General features: G+C 59.1%; 12 protein-coding genes. 7 read left to right on the plus strand and 5 right to left on the minus strand.

Features of this window, described 5'->3' with window-relative positions:
- Window positions 1-35: 35 nt before the first annotated feature.
- Window positions 36-1391 (minus strand): tryptophan--tRNA ligase, encoded by a 1356-nt coding sequence (locus tag C9383_RS10520; RefSeq protein WP_090366781.1) that lies wholly within the window; start codon window positions 1389-1391, stop codon window positions 36-38.
- A gap of 24 nt (window positions 1392-1415) precedes the next feature.
- Window positions 1416-2045: an alpha/beta hydrolase gene (locus C9383_RS10525; protein WP_060754908.1), complete on the minus strand. Its 630-nt coding sequence runs from the start codon at window positions 2043-2045 to the stop codon at window positions 1416-1418.
- A gap of 146 nt (window positions 2046-2191) precedes the next feature.
- Between C9383_RS10525 and C9383_RS10530 the strand changes: the two genes are divergently transcribed.
- Window positions 2192-2629, plus strand: a complete 438-nt coding sequence (locus C9383_RS10530) for a Z-ring associated ZapG family protein (RefSeq protein ID WP_060754907.1) — start codon at window positions 2192-2194, stop codon at window positions 2627-2629.
- 196 nt (window positions 2630-2825) lie between these two features.
- Here C9383_RS10530 and C9383_RS10535 read toward each other — a convergent pair whose 3' ends face one another.
- From C9383_RS10535 to C9383_RS10545, 3 genes are all read right to left on the minus strand, one after another.
- Window positions 2826-4550 carry an ABC transporter ATP-binding protein/permease gene (locus C9383_RS10535; RefSeq protein ID WP_090366783.1) on the minus strand — a complete coding sequence of 575 codons (1725 nt, stop codon included), beginning with the start codon at window positions 4548-4550 and terminating at the stop codon, window positions 2826-2828.
- Between the two features lie 99 nt (window positions 4551-4649).
- Window positions 4650-5210, minus strand: a complete 561-nt coding sequence (locus tag C9383_RS10540) for a response regulator transcription factor (RefSeq protein WP_003171731.1) — start codon at window positions 5208-5210, stop codon at window positions 4650-4652.
- On the minus strand, window positions 5203-6465 hold the full coding sequence (locus C9383_RS10545) for an ATP-binding protein (protein ID WP_090366785.1): 1263 nt from the start codon (window positions 6463-6465) through the stop codon (window positions 5203-5205). Before C9383_RS10545 ends, C9383_RS10540 begins: the two co-directional genes overlap by 8 nt.
- Window positions 6466-6683: 218 nt before the next feature.
- Between C9383_RS10545 and C9383_RS10550 the strand changes: the two genes are divergently transcribed.
- From C9383_RS10550 to C9383_RS10575, 6 genes are all read left to right on the plus strand, one after another.
- The gene (locus tag C9383_RS10550) at window positions 6684-7397 is read left to right on the plus strand and encodes an SIMPL domain-containing protein (RefSeq protein WP_090366787.1); all 714 of its coding nucleotides are present in this window, start codon (window positions 6684-6686) and stop codon (window positions 7395-7397) included.
- 325 nt (window positions 7398-7722) lie between these two features.
- Window positions 7723-10884, plus strand: coding sequence for a dermonecrotic toxin domain-containing protein (locus tag C9383_RS10555; protein ID WP_107338865.1), 3162 nt, complete (start codon window positions 7723-7725; stop codon window positions 10882-10884).
- 102 nt (window positions 10885-10986) lie between these two features.
- Window positions 10987-12588: an ABC transporter substrate-binding protein gene (locus C9383_RS10560; RefSeq protein WP_090366791.1), complete on the plus strand. Its 1602-nt coding sequence runs from the start codon at window positions 10987-10989 to the stop codon at window positions 12586-12588.
- A gap of 258 nt (window positions 12589-12846) precedes the next feature.
- A complete protein-coding gene (locus tag C9383_RS10565) occupies window positions 12847-14475 on the plus strand; it encodes an ABC transporter substrate-binding protein (protein ID WP_090366793.1) in 1629 nt (542 codons plus the stop codon).
- Window positions 14476-14775: 300 nt separating this feature from the next.
- Complete coding sequence (locus C9383_RS10570) at window positions 14776-16380, plus strand: ABC transporter substrate-binding protein (protein ID WP_090366794.1); 1605 nt, start codon at window positions 14776-14778, stop codon at window positions 16378-16380.
- A 170-nt stretch (window positions 16381-16550) separates the two neighbouring features.
- Window positions 16551-17945 (plus strand): OprD family porin, encoded by a 1395-nt coding sequence (locus tag C9383_RS10575; protein WP_090366796.1) that lies wholly within the window; start codon window positions 16551-16553, stop codon window positions 17943-17945.
- Window positions 17946-17991 lie beyond the last annotated feature (46 nt).

Raw genomic sequence — 17991 nt, forward strand, 5'->3', positions numbered from 1 at the left:
CGGCCCCGGATAATGGCAATCAACCCTTGGTCGGGTTAATCCTCGAGGGGGGTCAGCGCGACGCGCAAGGCCGCGATGGCCGCATCGCGCGACTGTTCGTCGGCGAACTCGGCGCTGTCGGCCACCGCCACGCCGTCCAGCCAGACGCTGAAACCCAGGGCTTCGGTGCGCACGTCCAGGGCGTCGGCACTTTGCAGTTGCTTGGTCACCGCGCCAGCGGCTTTACCGTCGGCAAAGTTGCGCGACAGCAGCAGTTGCTCGCCATCGGCGGCCAGCAGGCGGAAGCGGAAGCTACCATCATCTTCACGGAAACTCACGAAGCGCGCGGCTTTCGCAGCTTTCTTCTTGGCCGCCACCGGCGCTGCCGCTTGATTTACGAACGAACGCAGGCCCACCGCTTCACGCAACTCAGCCAGGAATGGCGCCGCCACGGCACGGGCTTTCTTGGCGCCGATCAGCAGCAGGTCTTCCATGTCGGACGGGCGCGACATCAATTGATGGTAACGCTCACGGGCTTCGCCCAGCTGGCCATCCAGCAGTTGGAACAGACGGTTCTTCGCCTCGCCCCAACCCAGGCCCTGCAACAGTTCGGCACGGAACTCCTGCTCCTGGGCCGGCGTAGCAAACGCCTGGTACAGGGTGAACAGATGCGAGTTGTCCGGGTCTTTGGCTTCGCCGGGGGCACGGGAATCGGTGACGATGCGCGAGATCGCATCCTTCATGTCCTTGGCGCTGGTGAACAACGGGATGGTGTTGTCGTAGCTCTTGGACATCTTGCGGCCATCCAGGCCCGGCAAGGTGGCGACGCTCTCTTCGATCAGCGCCTCGGGCATGGTGAAGAACTCTTTGCCGTTGCCGAACAGGTGGTTGAAGCGCTGGCCGATATCGCGGGCCATTTCAACGTGCTGGATCTGGTCGCGGCCGACCGGCACCTTGTGCGCGTTGAACATCAGGATGTCCGCCGCCATCAGTACCGGGTAGCTATACAGGCCCATGCTGATGCCCGCATCCGGGTCTTCGCCGGCTTCCACGTTCTTGTCCACCGAGGCCTTGTAGGCGTGGGCACGGTTGAGCAGGCCCTTGGCGGCGACGCAGGTGAGCAGCCAGGTCAGCTCGGGGATTTCAGGGATATCGGACTGGCGGTAGAACGTTACCCGGTCCACATCCAGGCCGCCGGCCAGCCAGGTCGCGGCGATTTCCATACGCGAGCGCTGGATGCGTTGCGGGTCATCGCATTTGATCAGGGCGTGGTAGTCGGCCAGGAAGTAGAAGGAATCGGCATTGGCGTCCTGGCTGGCGAGGATCGCCGGACGGATCGCGCCGGCGTAGTTGCCCAGGTGCGGCGTGCCGGTGGTGGTGATGCCGGTGAGGATACGGGTACGAGTCGTCATGGGTAATCGCTTATCAGACTGCTATCAATTCGAGAGGCGCGGCAGCACCAGATCCTTGAGATCGGTCAGCTTGCCATGAAAAAAGTGTCCGCATTCTGCCACTTTCAGCAGCTCATGGGGGCGTTTGAGGGCAGCGGACCAGTCATAGACGACCTGCGGGTCGACCACTTCGTCGGTTTCCGGCTGGATCAGGGTCAGCGGACAGCCCAGCGGCAGCAGGTCGGTATCGCGCAGGCGCATCACCGCAGCCGCCACCATGAACAAGTGCGCCAGCTTTTCGCCCTTGGCTTCCAGGCGCCCACCGAGGCTCGCGGCCACATAGCCGCCGAAGGAAAAACCGAGCAGTGTGATCGGCAAGTCCGGGTGCTTTTCCCGCAGCCAGGCAGCGGCCGCTTCGGCATCATCCACTTCACCGGTGCTCATGTCGTGGGTGCCCGCACTGGCACCGACACCCCGGTAATTGAAACGCAAAGTAATCAAACCGGCATCGCGGGCTGTGCGTTGCAGGGTCGACACGACTTTATTGAGCATGGTCCCACCCTGCACCGGGTTGGGATGACAGATCAGCGCCAGGCCACGTGGCTCGGGGTGATCCAGGTACAAGGCTTCCAATTGACCCGCCGGGCCATCGATCAAAACGGGGGTTTCACGCATGAGCAAGGATGAACTCCGTGACCTCTCAAAGGGTCGACTCGTCTAGCTAAAAGTCTGTGCATGGCATCATTGCGAGCTTAATCGCGGTATACAGCGCAGGTCCGAGCCGTTAACGTAAAGCAAAGCCGTTTATAGAGGAAGGACTCGTGGAACACTCGCTCTTAGTTTGGTTGTTGCCGACTCTCGCCCTGGTTGCCGGTGTCGCCATTGGATTCCTGGTTGCTCGCCTGCTGCCGAATGCCGCGCCTAACCGCACGCAGCGTCAGTTGGATGACATTCAGGAACGTTTTGACAGTTATCAGAACGAGGTTGTTACCCACTTCAACAGCACCGCGACCCTGGTCAAGAAGCTCACCCAGAGCTACCAGGAAGTACAGGATCACCTCGCCGATGGCGCCAACCGCCTGGCCCTCGACGACATCACCCGTCAGCGTCTGCTGGCCGCGCTGCATTCCGATGCGCCGCAAGCCCCACGCGAGCGCCTGACCCCGCCACGGGAAAACCAGGAGCCGCCACGGGACTACGCGCCAAAATCGCCGAACGCTCCCGGCATGCTGGATGAGCATTACGGCTTGAAGAAATAAGTCATTTTTCAAGCACACAAAAAGCCCGGCTGATCGCTGATCAGCCGGGCTTTTTATTGGGTGCTCACTCTCAAGCACACCAGAGATCCACTGTGGGAGGGGGCTTGCCCCCGATAGAGGTCTATCAGTTACAGATGCTGTGACTGACCCACAGCCATCGGGGGCAAGCCCCCTCCCACACTGACCGAGTACGACCTTAAGCCGGTTGTTGTTCCCGCAGTTGCCCACCCTCGATCCGCACATGCCGCCCATGGAATCGCTTGAGGCTGCTGCGATGACCGACGCTGACGATGCTCAGGCCCGGCAGTTCATCGATCAGCGCTTGATAAAGTGTCGCTTCATCCTCTTCATCCATGGCCGAGGTCGCCTCGTCCATGTACAGCCATTGCGGTGCGAACAACAAGGCGCGGGCAAAGGCCAGGCGTTGCTGCTCGCCTGGTGAAAGCATGCGCTGCCAGTGGTTGGCTTCATCAAGGCGGTCGACCAGATGCGGCAAGCGGCAGGTTTGCAGCACCTGTGCATAACGTTCTGGTGGGTAGACGCTGTCGTCCTGTGGGTAACTCAGTACGGCCTTGAGCGTGCCAATCGGCAAATAAGGCTTTTGCGGCAAGAACAAGTAACGCGCGGCCGGCAGGAGAATGCTGCCGTGGCCGGCCGGCCACAGGTGGCCCATGGCCCGCAACAGCGTACTTTTGCCGCTGCCGGAACGCCCGCTGAGCATGACGCGCTGGCCGGGCTCCACGGTCATATCCGCATCAGTGAGCAGGTGACGGCCATCGGCCAGGTCCATGCCCAGGTTTTTCACCACCAAGCGTTCGCCTTCGGGGCGTACATCGATGGCGGGCGTACGTTGTTCGTTATCACTCATCGCCTGGTGGAAGCTCAGCAGACGGTCGCTGGTGGCGCGCCACGACGCCAGTTCCGAATACGCGCTGATAAACCAACTGAAGTTCTCTTGCACATTGCCGAACGCCGAGTTGATTTGCATCAGCTCGCCCAGCTCGATCTTGCCGGCGAAGTAGCGCGGCGCGGCAACAATGAACGGGAAGATGATTGCGATCTGGCTGTAACCGGCGGTGAAGAAGGTCAGGCGCTTGGACACTTTCATGATGTCCCAGAAGTTATGCCAGACTTTGCCGAAGCGCGCGCTCAAGCGTTGGTTTTCATTCGGCTCGCCGTTGTACAAAGCGATGCTCTCGGCATTCTCACGCACGCGCACCATGGAGAAACGCAGGTCCGCTTCGAAGCGTTGTTGTTGGTTGCTCAAGCCGATCAGGCGACGGCCGATCAGATGCGTCAACCAGCTGCCGACGGCGGCGTACAGCAGCGCACACCAGAACATGTAGCCGGGGATGGTGACGCCGAACACTTCGATACTACCCGACACGCCCCACAGGATGATCGAGAACGACACCAGGCTGACCACGTTGCGCAGCAGGCCCAGGCCCAGGCTCAAGGTGCTGGAGGTGAAATTGTTGAGGTCTTCGGAAATCCGCTGGTCCGGGTTATCGGTGTAACCGCCCTGCTCCAGTTGGTAGTAGTTCTTGTCGGCGAGCCATCGTGCGAAGTGTTTTTCGGTCAGCCAGGCACGCCAGCGGATCGTCAGCATCTGAGTCAGGTACAGCCGATACACCGCGCCAAGAATCGCCACGGCGGCGATGCCGCCGAAATAGCCGATCAATTGCCAGAAGGCTGCCGTGTCCTTCTTCTCCAGAGCGTTATAGAAATCCTTGTACCAGTGGTTGATCCACACGGAGATGGCCACGCTGAACAGCGACAGGCCGATAACTGCAGCCAGCAACAGCCAGGCCTTGCCCTTCTCTTCACTGCGCCAATAGGGCGTGATCATCGCCCAGGTTCGGCGAAAAAAATGCCCACGCACCGCGTCGTTGACCGCGCAATACTCAGCGTTCTGGTTCATTGTTCAGGCTCGGTAGGAAAAAATGACAGGCGTTTGAACCGATCTTAGACGATCGGTTCAGGGCTCCGTGCAGCCTGAAGAAGATTGTTCAGACTTTGTTCAGCGCCGTACCGGGCGTTTCTGCAATTTGCGCTGCAGGGTCCGGCGATGCATGCCCAGGGCGCGGGCAGTGGCGGAAATATTGCCTTCGTGCTCAGTCAGCACACGTTGGATGTGCTCCCACTGCAAACGGTCCACCGACATTGGGTTTTCCGGCACCAGGGTGTCGAGGTCGGCGTGCTCGGAGAGCAAGGCCGCCAGCACGTCGTCGGCGTCCGCCGGTTTGCACAGGTAGTTGCAGGCGCCGCGCTTGATCGCCTCGACGGCGGTGGCGATGCTGGAATAACCGGTGAGGATCACCACGCGCATTTCCGGGTCGAGTTCCAACAGCTTGGGCAGCAGCACCAGGCCGGAATCGCCGTCCATTTTCAGGTCGAGCGCGGCGTAGTCCGGCAGGTCGGCCTGGGCAATGGTCAGGCCCTCCTCGGCGGAACCGGCGGTGCTCACGCGAAAACCGCGACGGCTCATGGCCCGCGCCATGACGCGGGTAAAGGTAGCGTCGTCATCTACCAGCAACAGGTGTGGCAGTTCTTCGCCTTCGACTTGGATCTCGTCACTCATCGATATCTCCTCGTGCGACACGCGGCAGGCGCAGCTCGGTAAGCGTGCCACCTTCCTCATGACTATAGAGCTTCACTGAGCCGCCCGCGCGGGTCACGCTGGCCTTGCTCAAAAACAGGCCCAGGCCGAAACCTTTGCCCTTGGTGGTAAAGAAGGGTTTGCCGATCTGCTCGGCAATGGCCAGCGGCACGCCCGCACCGTGGTCACGAATGCTGATGGTCACGTTTTCCGCATCCCAATCCAACTGTACGCCCAAGCCCTCGGGGCAGGCGTCGGCCGCATTGTTCAACAGATTGAGCAGCGCCTGGGTCAGGTCCGGCGGTGGCGCCAGGCGCGGTACGCTGCCCTGCCCCAGCAGATGAAAACGGTAACTGGCTTCGGGGCGCATCAAGTGCCAGCGGTTCAGGGCCTCGTCGAGCCACTGGGTCACATCCTGCATTTGCACCGCCATGCGACGATTGGCTTCGGCAGCGCGCACCAGTTGTTGCAAGGTCAGCTTGCACTGTTTGACCTGTTCGCGCAGCACACCGAGATCTTCTTGCAGTGCGGGGTCGTGGTGATCCTGGGTCATCTCGTTGAGCAGCACGCTCATCGTCGCCAGCGGCGTGCCCAGCTCATGAGCCGCACCGGCCGCCTGAGTGGCGACCGCCAGCAATTGCTGGTCACGCAGCCCCTCTTCACGACGAATGGCGCGCAGTTCTTCCTGGCGGCGCAGCTCCTCGGCCATGCGTGCCGCAAAGAAGGTGATGACCGCGGCGGACAATGCAAAGCTCAGCCACATGCCGTAGATCTGCAGGTTTTCCCGGGCGATGGGGAAGGTTTGCAACGGATAGAACTGTGCCAGCAGCAAGGTGTAGAGCGTCAGCGCAATGCCCGACAGCACCACCGAGTAACGCCACGGCAACGTCACGGCGGCAATGGTCAGCGGCACCAGGTAATACGACACGAACGGGTTGGTGGACCCGCCGGAGAAATACAGCAACACACTGTGGATAAACAGGTCACAGGCCAGTTGCAGGGCGTATTCAAGCTCAGTCACAGGCCACGTGGTGCGCAACCGGATCGCGGTGAACGCACACAGCACCGTGGAGAAACCGAGGGTCACGGCCAATTGCAGCCACGGCAACGGCAGCAGGTCGAACCAGTAGGCAAGCCCGACCGAGCCGGCCTGGGCGGCCAGCACCAAGGTACGAATGAACGTCAGGCGCCAGAGGTTCTGGCGGGTGGCGGAAGTCAGTTTTACGGCGGCGAGCATGAGCTCTCCCGATGAGCGCAGCAGGCGGATCGGCAGGAGTATAAACGAAGCGGACCGCCCGGCACGGCATCTGTGGCTCTTTGACGCAGGCCGGGCAAATGACCGTTCGTCGCCATTCCCCAACTTGTAGCGAATGTGTAAACCCGAAGAACCCTACGCCGCCGTCTACAGTCATACCGAACACGAGTATCCCAACACGACTCTCTCAAGGAATTTACATGTCACGTTTGACTCGCAGTGCAGCTGTTATCACCCTCGGTGTCGCCACCCTGGCCAGCCTTCCGGCCGTGGCCGCCGAAGGGCTGAACTACAACCAGATTTCCCTGCGCGCCGAGGCCAGCCAGGAGGTTGCCCGCGACAAGATGATCGTCACCCTCTACACCGAATCGCAAAACAGCGACCCCGCCAAACTCGCTGCCGAAATCACCACTACCCTGAACACCGCCCTGGGCCAGGCCCGCGAAGTCAAGGGCGTGACCCTGCGCCAGGGCAGCCGCAACAGCTACCCGATCTACGACAGCAAGAACCAGAAGATCACCGGCTGGCGCGAGCGCGCCGAACTGCGCCTGGAAAGCGCGGACTTCCCGGCGCTGTCCAAGCTCACCGGCGAACTGCTCAACACATTGAAAATGGAAAACATGGACTTCGCCATCGCCGATGCCACGCGCAAGGCCAGCGAAGATGCCCTGCTCAAAGACGCCGTGGCTGCCTTCAAGGCCCGTGCGCAACTGGCCACCGATGCACTGGGTGGCAAGGGCTACAAAATCGTCAACCTGAACTTCAATACCAACGGTTACCCGCAACCCTACGCCCGCAATGGCGGGATTATGATGAAAGCAGCGATGATGGATTCGGCACCGACACCGGAAGTCGAAGCCGGCACCAGCCAGGTCACCATAAGCGCGGACGGGGTCATCGAAGTGCTTCAATAACCAACGTTTTCCGACAGCAAGAACGGCGCGGCCTCAGGCTCGCGCCGTTTTTTTTGGGCAAGGGGATACACCCGTTTCGTCATATCCAGCTGTACACCCGATGGAATCAAACCATCGGTTCTCGCGACACAGATACCGCCAAGGCTCGCAGGGAGCGCATTGCCGGCTTGTATTTCACTGACGAGAATCGAACCCCATGCCAGTCTCCCTGAACACGCCCCACCTTGCTCTTATCCCCCCAATTTCCAGGCCCCCCACTGCGCAGGCCTCGGCTCAGCCTGTAGTAGCGCAAGCCCCAGCGTCGGTGCACCCCGATGAAACAGCAGTGCTTGCGGCCTACCTCGCCGCCGTTCAACGCAAGGTCCTCAAGCAAAAAGTCGGGTTGGTCACCGTTTCGCCTCAGAGCGCCCTGGGGCAATGGCTGAAACACTATCGCAATCAATTGGAACACCCTGTCGTAAGCGGCTGGATGCGCGAACAGAACATCGACACCGCGAGCGTGTCGATCAACCCCGCAACCGGAGCCCTGTCCGCCGAAGTCGAGGGCGTCAGGAAAACCTTTCTGCCCCGCGATAACAGTGGCTGGGGCCAGGTTTCAGGCCCGCTGCTGGCGGCCGCAAAGGTTGTATCCCCCGTCCCTGGCAGCAGCCTGCAACCGACCTTTGACGGTGAAACCCTGCAAGTGAAAGTCAAGCTGGTGGCCGACTTCTACGGCGAATACCTGCCGAAAAACGTTACCGAGGCCAGGGCACAGATCAGGCGACTCGAGCACAACAAAGCCTTCGACCCGATCGCCCCCAACGACCCGCTGCGCCCGGCTGCCAGCCGCTCGGCGCAGGCGCTGGGCGTGCATAAACAGCATGCCGCGCAGTACTACGCGAGCGCTCCCCAGGCTTTGGCTTTCAAGCGTTTGGCCGTGGATGTCGCCAACAACCTGCCCAATACACGGGCGCAAGCCAAGCTGTGGGCCGAAACGCTGATCTTCCAATTGACGGGCAAACAGGTGGATGCCGATACGATCTACCTGAACCGCTTCAAGACAGCAAACACCCCATTGAGCGCCGAGACGGCCACCGCCACAGGCTGGGAGCACCCAGGCGAAGAACCTTACTCATCGTTGCGCCTGCCGGATGCGCTGCTTGAAAACTTCTCCGAACACGATGGCGTGCCAGGCAGCCTGGATCAGGAGGCCGGCTTGTACCTGGCGGGCCCGGGGCAAAGTGCGAAGGGTGGATATGGCGCGCACAACCAGTTTCCCCTGGCTCCCTGCGCACTCATGCACGCCAGTTGGAAGACCGACTTCCAGGCAGGGATGACGCAAAAGATCGACAACTTCTGGAGCGCCCACACCGGGGACTACGAGACGGCAATCAGAGGCGAGTTCGTCTACCAGGCCCGCAAACAGTTGAAGGCTGCGCAAGCCTGGCCACCGGCTGAACGCGCGCTGCAGGCGCCCGAACACCGTTTCACCCGGGAGGATTACCGCCTGGTAATGGGGGCCGTACCCAACCTGCCGAGTGATGAAAACGCACCGCTCAGCGTTGAACAGCTCAAGGCGAAGGCTACCGCCAACGGCCGCGTTCAGGCACATGCGCTGAACATTCACGGGTTCATGTCCAGCGATATCCTGCGCTTCAGCGCCGACGGCGGCCGACAAGTCCTCTACATACCAGGGGCGCAGCCCGCCTTCCTCAGATTCGACTCTCTGGAAAAGCTGAACCAATGGGTGACCGAGCAAACCAGGGATCCCAAAAAACGCGAGGCCTTGGTCGCTCACTTTCCGCTGATCTATCGCCAGGACCATGCGGCAGGTTTCGCCGAGAAGGCGGCGACAACGCTGATGCCCATACTCTGGTTCTCCCATGTGGGCGACAAGAAAGAAGGCCTGGACACAATCTTCGAGAAAATGGCGACCGGCACGTTGAAGGGCCCGACCATCAACGATGGTCATTCACCGATTGAAGGGGATGTGTTTTCCACACTCACCACCGCCGCTAAAGAACGCATGACGGGCGACGCTGATGTGATGATCAAATCCAACAGTGAGGTCAATCGCGATACCTGGCTCAACGACATTACGGTGGCTGCCAGCTTACTGGCCAGGCTCGCCCCCATCGCCGCACCGGTGGCCGCCCTTGCCGCCGTCACAGGCCTGGCCGAAGGCGTGCTGGGAACGGAAAAAGCCCTCTCCGGCGACACTGAGGCCGAGCGTAACGACGGCGCGTCCAAAGCCTTCGATGGCTTGCTGAATGTGTTGTTTTCGGTCGGGGCCAGCGGTTCTGTGGAGGACCCGTTCCTGCCGCCGGAAGATCAACCGATCGTTCCCGCCCCGGGCGAAGCCCCTGTGGTTGAAAGCCTGCAACCGCGAGTTCCGGTCAACCGTCTGCAACCCAGCCAAGCCGGTAACATCAGCGAACACGCGGCCGCGAACGGTGAGCAGCTCATCGAAAACGCCACGCGCAATGCCAAGGGTATCTACCAGGTAAAAGATCAGGTTTCAGGCTTGGACCACTGGTTTATCCGGTATACCGACACAACGGGCGTCGGCCGAGTGTATGAGGTCAGAGGCGACTTCAAGCTGAGTCATGATTATGTGCAGATCATCAACCGCGAGACGGGCAAGCCGGTAATGACCGTGCACGCCACGGCGGACGGCGAATGGGCTCGTGGTCTTGGCCCAGGCGGCAAGTGGCCGTGGAACAAACCCTCTGCACCACCGGGAAAAGAGGCCAAGCCCCTGCCGAAAGTCTCTGACGCGTTTGTTGATCTGGAAGGCCGAAAGCTCGAAGGCGCCGAGCAGATCGATGAATACCTGCAAATGGACGACAACGTGGCTTACGAATACTCCATTCGTAACGTTGAAGACAATGGCGTCATAAAATCCAAAATCGGTATTTCCTGGGACTTGGCGGAGAACGACTTTCAAATCTATGCGAGCGAGGCTGCCGGCCCGTCGGATTTCAGTTCAAGCGAGTATTCAGAACAGTTCACCAAAGACCTTGCGCGGTTCAATTACTCTGTAGTGGTCAAGAACGGCCTGACTGAAACCCGCACGGTGCTTACGAGCACAGCGCAGGACGGCCTGGAAAATACCGCGGAAAAACTTCGCCAATTTGAAGCGCTGATTCCCAACCCGAAGTTGCGGGCGCGCATTTCCGAAGTGGCTCACCAAGGCTCACTGGCGCCGTCTACAAAGTACTTGAACGACGAGGCCACCGGTCTGCACAGCGGCTTTTACCTGGGTGGGAAAGACACCGAGATCATCATCGAATATGACGCCGTGACCCGCCAAGCCAAGGTCAATTTCGTGGGCAAGAGCACTATCAGCCAACCGGAAACTGAACGCTATAAAATTCCGGAGGTTGAAATCATCACCAAACGTACCCTCACGATCACCGAAAGCAATGAGACCCAAGATGCCGCCAACGTCTACGTTATCGACAAAAAAGCGCCATCCAACATTGAGTTCACGCTTGTACTGAAGTGATCACCTAAACAGCCCCTATCTGACAAACGTCAACGGCGGTAACCTCGGTTGCGCCGTTTTCGTTTGGGCAGCTTATATATGCCTGCCATTTCAGGGGTCTTTATGCAAAGAATCGCCTTCAAACCGCTCCTCCTCGCCGCAGGCCTGCTGGCCTTTATGCCCATCGCCCAGGCGGCGAGCACCCTGGTTTACTGCTCCGAAGCCAGCCCCGCCGGTTTCGACCCCAGCCAATACACCAGCGGTACCGATTTCGATGCCTCTGCCGAAACCGTGTTCAACCGCCTCACGCAATTCAAGCGCGGCGGCACCGAAGTGGAACCCGGCCTGGCGACGAGCTGGGAGGTGTCCAAGGATGGCCTGACGTATACCTTCCACCTGCGCGAAGGCGTCAAGTTCCACACCACCGATTTCTTCACGCCCACCCGCGACTTCAATGCGGACGATGTGTTGTTCACCTTCAATCGCCTGCTGGATGCCGAAAGCCCATTCCGCAAGGCGTATCCGTCCGAATCGCCCTACTTCACCGATATGGGCTTGAACACCACGATCAAGAGCGTCGAAAAACTCGACGAACACACCGTGCGTTTCAACCTGAACAACGTCGATGCGGCGTTCGTGCAGAACCTGGCCATGAGTTTCGCCTCGGTGCAATCGGCCGAGTATGCCGCCCAGCTATTAAAGGAAGGCACCGCCTCCGACATCAACCAGAAGCCGGTGGGCACTGGCCCGTTTGTATTCAAGCGCTATCAGAAAGACTCGCAGATCCGCTACGCGGCCAATAAACAGTATTGGAAGCCCGAGGATGTGAAGCTGGACAACCTGATATTTGCCATCACCCCGGACGCCGCCGCACGCCTGCAGAAACTCAAGGCCGGCGAATGCCAGGTCAGCGGTTACCCGCGCCCCTCCGATATCGACGTCATGAAGCAGGACCCCAACCTGCGCGTGCTGCAACAAGCCGGTTTCAACCTGGGGTTCCTGGCTTATAACGTGACCCACCCGCCATTGGACCAACTCAAAGTGCGTCAGGCCCTGGATATGGCTATCGACAAGCCGGCCATCATCAAGGCGGTGTACCAGAGCGCCGGACAATTGGCGCAGAACGCCCTGCCTCCAGCGCAGTGGTCTTATGACCCTACCATCAAGGACGCTCCCTACGATCCGACCAAGGCTCGGGCGCTACTAAAAGAAGCAGGGGTTGCACCGGGTACCACCATCAATCTGTGGGCAATGACCGTCCAGCGCGCCTCCAACCCGAACGCGCGGATGTCCGCCCAGATGATCCAGCAGGATTGGGAAAAAATCGGCATCAAAGCCAATATCGTCAGCTATGAGTGGGGAGAATACATAAAGCGCGCCAAAAACGGCGAACACGACGCGATGATTTATGGCTGGACCGGCGACAACGGCGACCCGGATAACTGGCTTGGAGTGCTCTACAGTTGTGCCGCCGTCAAGGGCAGTAACTACGCCAAATGGTGTAACCCTGCCTACGACAAACTCGTGCAGCAGGCCAAGGTCAGCAACGAACGTGAGCAGCGTATAAAGTGGTATCAACAGGCGCAAAAAATTCTTAAGGAACAAGTACCTATAACGCCTATTGCAAACTCGACGGTTTTCCAACCGCTGCGCAAGGAGGTGCGGGACTTCAAGATCAGCCCCTTTGGCCTCACGCCTTTCTATGGTGTCAGCCTGGATAAGTAACAGCTGCGCCCCAACCAAGTGCGCCAGACGCCTTGGTTGGGCATTTTTGGTGCGCACCCTGCACCGAAAAAACCCTCTAAATGTACGCAATTATGTAGAAACTTTCAGATTTGCGACATTCCTGTACGTTCGTACCACACTTTCAGTCTCGCAACGGTTCTGCATCTTGCATTGGGTATGGCCCCTGCATAAGTATCCGCAGGCCGACTCACGAGGTCGCCCTCACCACCAAAAATGACAACAAATCATGAGGCCAACATGCTTAAACACGCAGTCATTCCGTTAATTGTGAGCGCTGGCCTTATGGCCGCAGCCCCTTTCGCCCAAGCGGCGACTAACCTGGTGTTCTGCTCCGAAGGCAGCCCCGCTGGTTTTGACCCGGGCCAGTACACCACCGGAACAGACTTCGATGCCTCGGCCGAAACCATGTTCAACCGTCTGACCCAGTTCGAACGCGGCGGTACCGCTGTGATTCCTGGGCTGGCTACCAGCTGGGACGTGTCCCCGGATGGCCTGACGTACACCTTCCACCTGCGCGACGGCGTGAAGTTCCATACCACCTCGTACTTCAAACCTACTCGTACCTTCAATGCCGATGACGTGCTCTTCACGTTCAACCGCATGATCAACAAGGACGATCCGTTCCGCAAAGTCTACCCCACCGAGTTCCCGTACTTCACGGACATGGGGATGGACACCAACATCAAGAACATCGAGAAAGTCGATGACCACACCGTCAAGTTCACCCTTGGCACCGTGGACGCCGCCTTCATCCAGAACCTGGCAATGAGCTACGCGTCGATCCAGTCCGCCGAATACGCCGCGCAGCTGTTGAAGGAAGGCAAGGCCTCCGACATCAACCAGAAGCCGATCGGCACTGGCCCGTTCGTGTTCAAGAGCTACCAGAAAGACTCCAACATCCGCTACACCGGCAACAAGGACTACTGGAAACCTGAAGACGTGAAGATCGACAACCTGATCTTCGCCATTACCACCGACCCGTCGGTGCGTATCCAGAAACTCAAGAAGAACGAGTGCCAGGTCACCCTGTTCCCACGTCCGGCCGACCTCAAGGCGCTGGGCGAAGACAAGGATCTGAAACTGCCGCACCAGGCCGGTTTCAACCTGGGCTATGTCGCCTACAACGTCATGGACAAGGTCAAGGGCAGCGACCAGCCCAACCCACTGGCCGACCTGCGCGTGCGTGAGGCGTTGGACATGTCGGTGAACAAGCAGCAGATCATTGACTCGGTATACCAGGGCGCCGGTCAACTGGCCGTCAACGCCATGCCGCCGACCCAGTGGTCCTACGACACCACCATCAAGGACGCCAAGTACGACCCTGAGAAAGCCAAGGCGCTGCTCAAGGAAGCCGGCGTCAAGGAAGGCACCGAAATCGTGCTGTGGGCCATGCCGGTCCAGCGTCCGTACAACCCGAACGCCAAGCTGATGGCTGAAATGCTGCAGAACGACTGGTCCAAGATAGGCCTTAAGGTCAAGATCACCAGCTACGAATGGGGCGAGTACATCAAGCGCTCCAAAGGCGGCGAGAACCAGGCCATGATCATTGGCTGGAGCGGCGACAATGGTGACCCGGACAACTGGCTGAACGTACTGTTCGGCTGCGACTCGCTGTCCGGTAACAACTTCTCCAAATGGTGCGACAAAAAGTTCGACGGCATCGTGAAAGAAGCCAAGGCCACATCGGACGTCGCCAAACGCACCGAGCTGTACAAGCAGGCGCAACATATCCTCAAAGATGCAGTCCCGATGACACCTATCGCGCACTCGACGGTGTATCAACCCATGCGCAACACCGTGCAGGACTTCAAGATCAGCCCGTTTGGCTTGAACTCCTTCTACGGCGTCAGCGTAAGCGACAAGTAAGGATCTGTGACGGCGACGCTTCAGGGCGTCGCCGTTATTGCATCCACCGAGACACTAGGAAACAGGCCACAGCGAACTCATTGCCGTCCTACAGCAATGAACTGCGAACCGTGGCTCCGTTACCTACAAGGTCAGTCAGATTTGACGCATTTACTGCAAGATCCGCGACCCATAACGTCGTAGGACAGCAGCAGCTTCATTCTGAGAAAGGTACTTGCTGCGTGTGGGATCAGTGAGGTTTCCCTTAGTCCCGGGAAATGGCTCGCTGGTTGATAACTACAAACAAGGATCGGGATCGTCATGCGCCATACCACCGTTCTATCCGCAATTTTTGGCACCAGCCTGCTGGCTGTGGCCACAATAGGCCAAGCCGCCGACAAGAAGAGCCTGGTGTTCTGCTCTGAAGGCAGCCCGGCAGGGTTTGACACCGCGCAATACACCACAGCCACCGACAACGATGCGGCCGAGCCGTTGTACAACCGCCTGGTTGAGTTCGAAAAGGGTGCGACCAATGTGGTGCCTGGGCTGGCAACCAAGTGGGATATTTCGCCAGACGGCCTGACCTACACCTTTCACCTGCGCGAAGGGGTGAAGTTCCACAGCAACAAGGAGTTCAAGCCGACGCGCGACTTCAACGCCGACGACGTGCTGTTCACCTTCAACCGCATGCTTGACCCCGACCATCCGTTTCGCAAGGCCTACCCCACCGAGTTTCCGTACTTCAACGGGATGAGCCTGAACAAGAACATTGCCAAGGTCGAGAAAACCGACCCGCATACCGTGGTAATGACCCTGAACACGGTCGACGCCGCATTCGTGCAGAACATCGCCATGAGCTTTGCCGCGATCCTTTCGGCCGAATACGCCGAGCAGTTGCTCAAGGAAGGCAAGCCCAGCGATATCAATCAGAAGCCCATCGGTACCGGCCCGTTTGTGTTCCAGCGCTACCAGAAGGATTCACAGATCCGTTATGTGGCGAACAAACAGTATTGGGACCCGAGCCGGGTCAAGCTCGACCAACTGATCTTCGCCATCAACACCGACGCCTCTGTACGCGTGCAAAAACTCAAGGCCGGCGAATGCCAGGTGACCCTGCACCCGCGCCCGGCCGATGTCGACGCGCTCAAGGCTGACCCGAACCTGCAACTGCTGACCAAGCCCGGCTTCAACCTCGGCTACATCGCCTACAACGTGCGCCACAAACCTTTCGACCAGCTCGAAGTGCGCCAGGCGCTGGACATGGCGGTGAACAAGCAAAGCATCCTGAATGCTGTGTACCAAGGCGCCGGGCAACTGGCCGTCAACGCGATGCCGCCGACTCAGTGGTCCTACGACGACACGATCAAGGACGCCGTCTACAACCCGGAAAAAGCCAAGGAATTGCTCAAGGCTGCCGGCGTGAAGGAAGGCACCGAGATCACCCTGTGGGCCATGCCGGTACAACGGCCGTATAACCCCAATGCCAAGCTGATGGCCGAGATGCTGCAAAGCGACTGGGCCAAGATCGGCCTCAAGGTCAAGATCGTCAGCTACGAGTGGGGCGAGTACATCAAGCGCACCAAGAACGGTGAGCACGATATCAGCCTGATCGGTTGGACCGGCGACAACGGTGACCCGGACAACTGGCTGGGCACCCTCTACAGCTGCGACGCCATCGGCGGGAACAACTACTCCATGTGGTGTGACCCGGCGTACGACAAGCTGATCAAGCAAGCCAAGGTCGTCACCGACCGTGAACAAAGGACTGTTCTGTACAAACAGGCGCAGCAACTGCTTAAAGCGCAGGTGCCGATCACGCCAGTCGCCCACTCGACGGTCAACCAGCCGTTAAGCGCCAAAGTCGAAGGCTTCAAGGTAAGCCCTTTCGGCCGCAACGTGTTCTCGGGCGTCAGTCTCAACCCATAAAAATAAATAACCGGATTGCGCAGAGCGGGAACGGCTCTGCTGCAAACGCGCAGCCTTTTGTTGGGATTTTTCCTACGCCAAACGTTTGCAAAAGCTTGAACGAGTTACACACCAATAGCCGGTTCACCTAAAAAGACCGGCATAAAAAGAGAACCAAAGGAGCTCCACCCATGAAATTGAGCAGCAAAGCGCTTCTGGCCCTGGCCATCAGCAGCATCACGGCAACCGCCTTCGCTGAAACCCAGAGCCAGGACTTCGTTCCAACCACATTGGCCGGCACCAGCGCCCAAAGCGAGGCCAAGGGCTTTATCGATGGAGCAAGCCTGGGCGGTACTACCCGGAACTGGTTTTCCAACGAACAGAAATTCCGTGGCGGAAAATTCACCTATCAAAAACATGGTGAAGCCCGTACTGACGCCTACCGTACCAACTGGGTACAGGGCACCATCCTCAACGCCACCTCGGGTTTCACCCAGGGCACCGTTGGCGTGAGCACGGAAGTGGCGCTCTACAACGCCTTGGTCCTGGACCGCAGCAAGCGCGACATCAAGGGTGGTTCCAACCGTACCCTGGCAGACCACAACGGTGAGGCTGTCGATCAGTGGAGCAAACTGGGCCTGGCCAACGTCAAGTTCCGTGTGTCGAACACCACCCTGACCGCCGGTCGTCAGAACTTCAGCAGCGGCATCGTCGACACCATCGGCAACCGTGCGCTGCCTTCGAGCTTTGAAGGCGTGAGCATCGACAGCAAAGAATTCAGCAATCTGTCATTCCAGGGCGGCGTGTTTGACCGCGTCTCGCCACGTACCGAACAAAGTCTGTCGAAATTCCGTACCGAATACGGCAATGGCGCAGAAGCCGATAAGGTCTACACCGCAGGCGTCAACTACCAGCCATTCCAAAGCCTGAAAACCAGCCTGTTCGGCGCCCAGGTCAAAGACTTCTGGAACCAGTACTACTTCGGCGCTACCCACGAACTGGGTGATAGCGACACCCTGGCCCTGACCACTGGCCTGAACTACTACAAGACCGTCGACCAAGGCAAAAAGTTGATGGGCAAGATCGACAACGACACCTACTCGCTGTCGTTCGGCCTGACCCACCAGGCTCACAGCCTGACCTTCGCCTACCAGCAAGTGCTGGGTGACGAATACTTCGACTACCTGCACGAAACCAACGGCATCTACCTGGCCAACTCCCTGACTTCCGACTTCAACGGCCCGCGGGAGAAATCGTTCCAGATCGCTTACGCCATCAACATGGCTGAATACGGCGTGCCAGGCTTGAAGTTCAACGTCTACTCGGCTCGCGGCTGGGGTATCGACGGTACTCACTACACCGGCGACGGCGGCCGTACCGGCTTTGCTTATAACGGCATTCAGTCCCAGGACGGCGAAAAGCACCAGGAATACGGCGTAGGCGCGTCCTACGCGATCCAGAGCGGCGCACTCAAGGCCACTACTGTCCGTGGAACCTACGTGACTCACCGTGCCACCGCCAATCAGGCTGACGGCAACATCCGTGAATTCCGCCTGGTCACCACCATCCCGTTCAACATTCTTTAATTAGCGCCAGGTACACGGCGGGCTCAGGACGAGCCTGCCGTCTACG

Origin of the sequence: Pseudomonas palleroniana (assembly GCF_003031675.1) — a bacterium.
Lineage (GTDB): Bacteria > Pseudomonadota > Gammaproteobacteria > Pseudomonadales > Pseudomonadaceae > Aquipseudomonas > Aquipseudomonas palleroniana.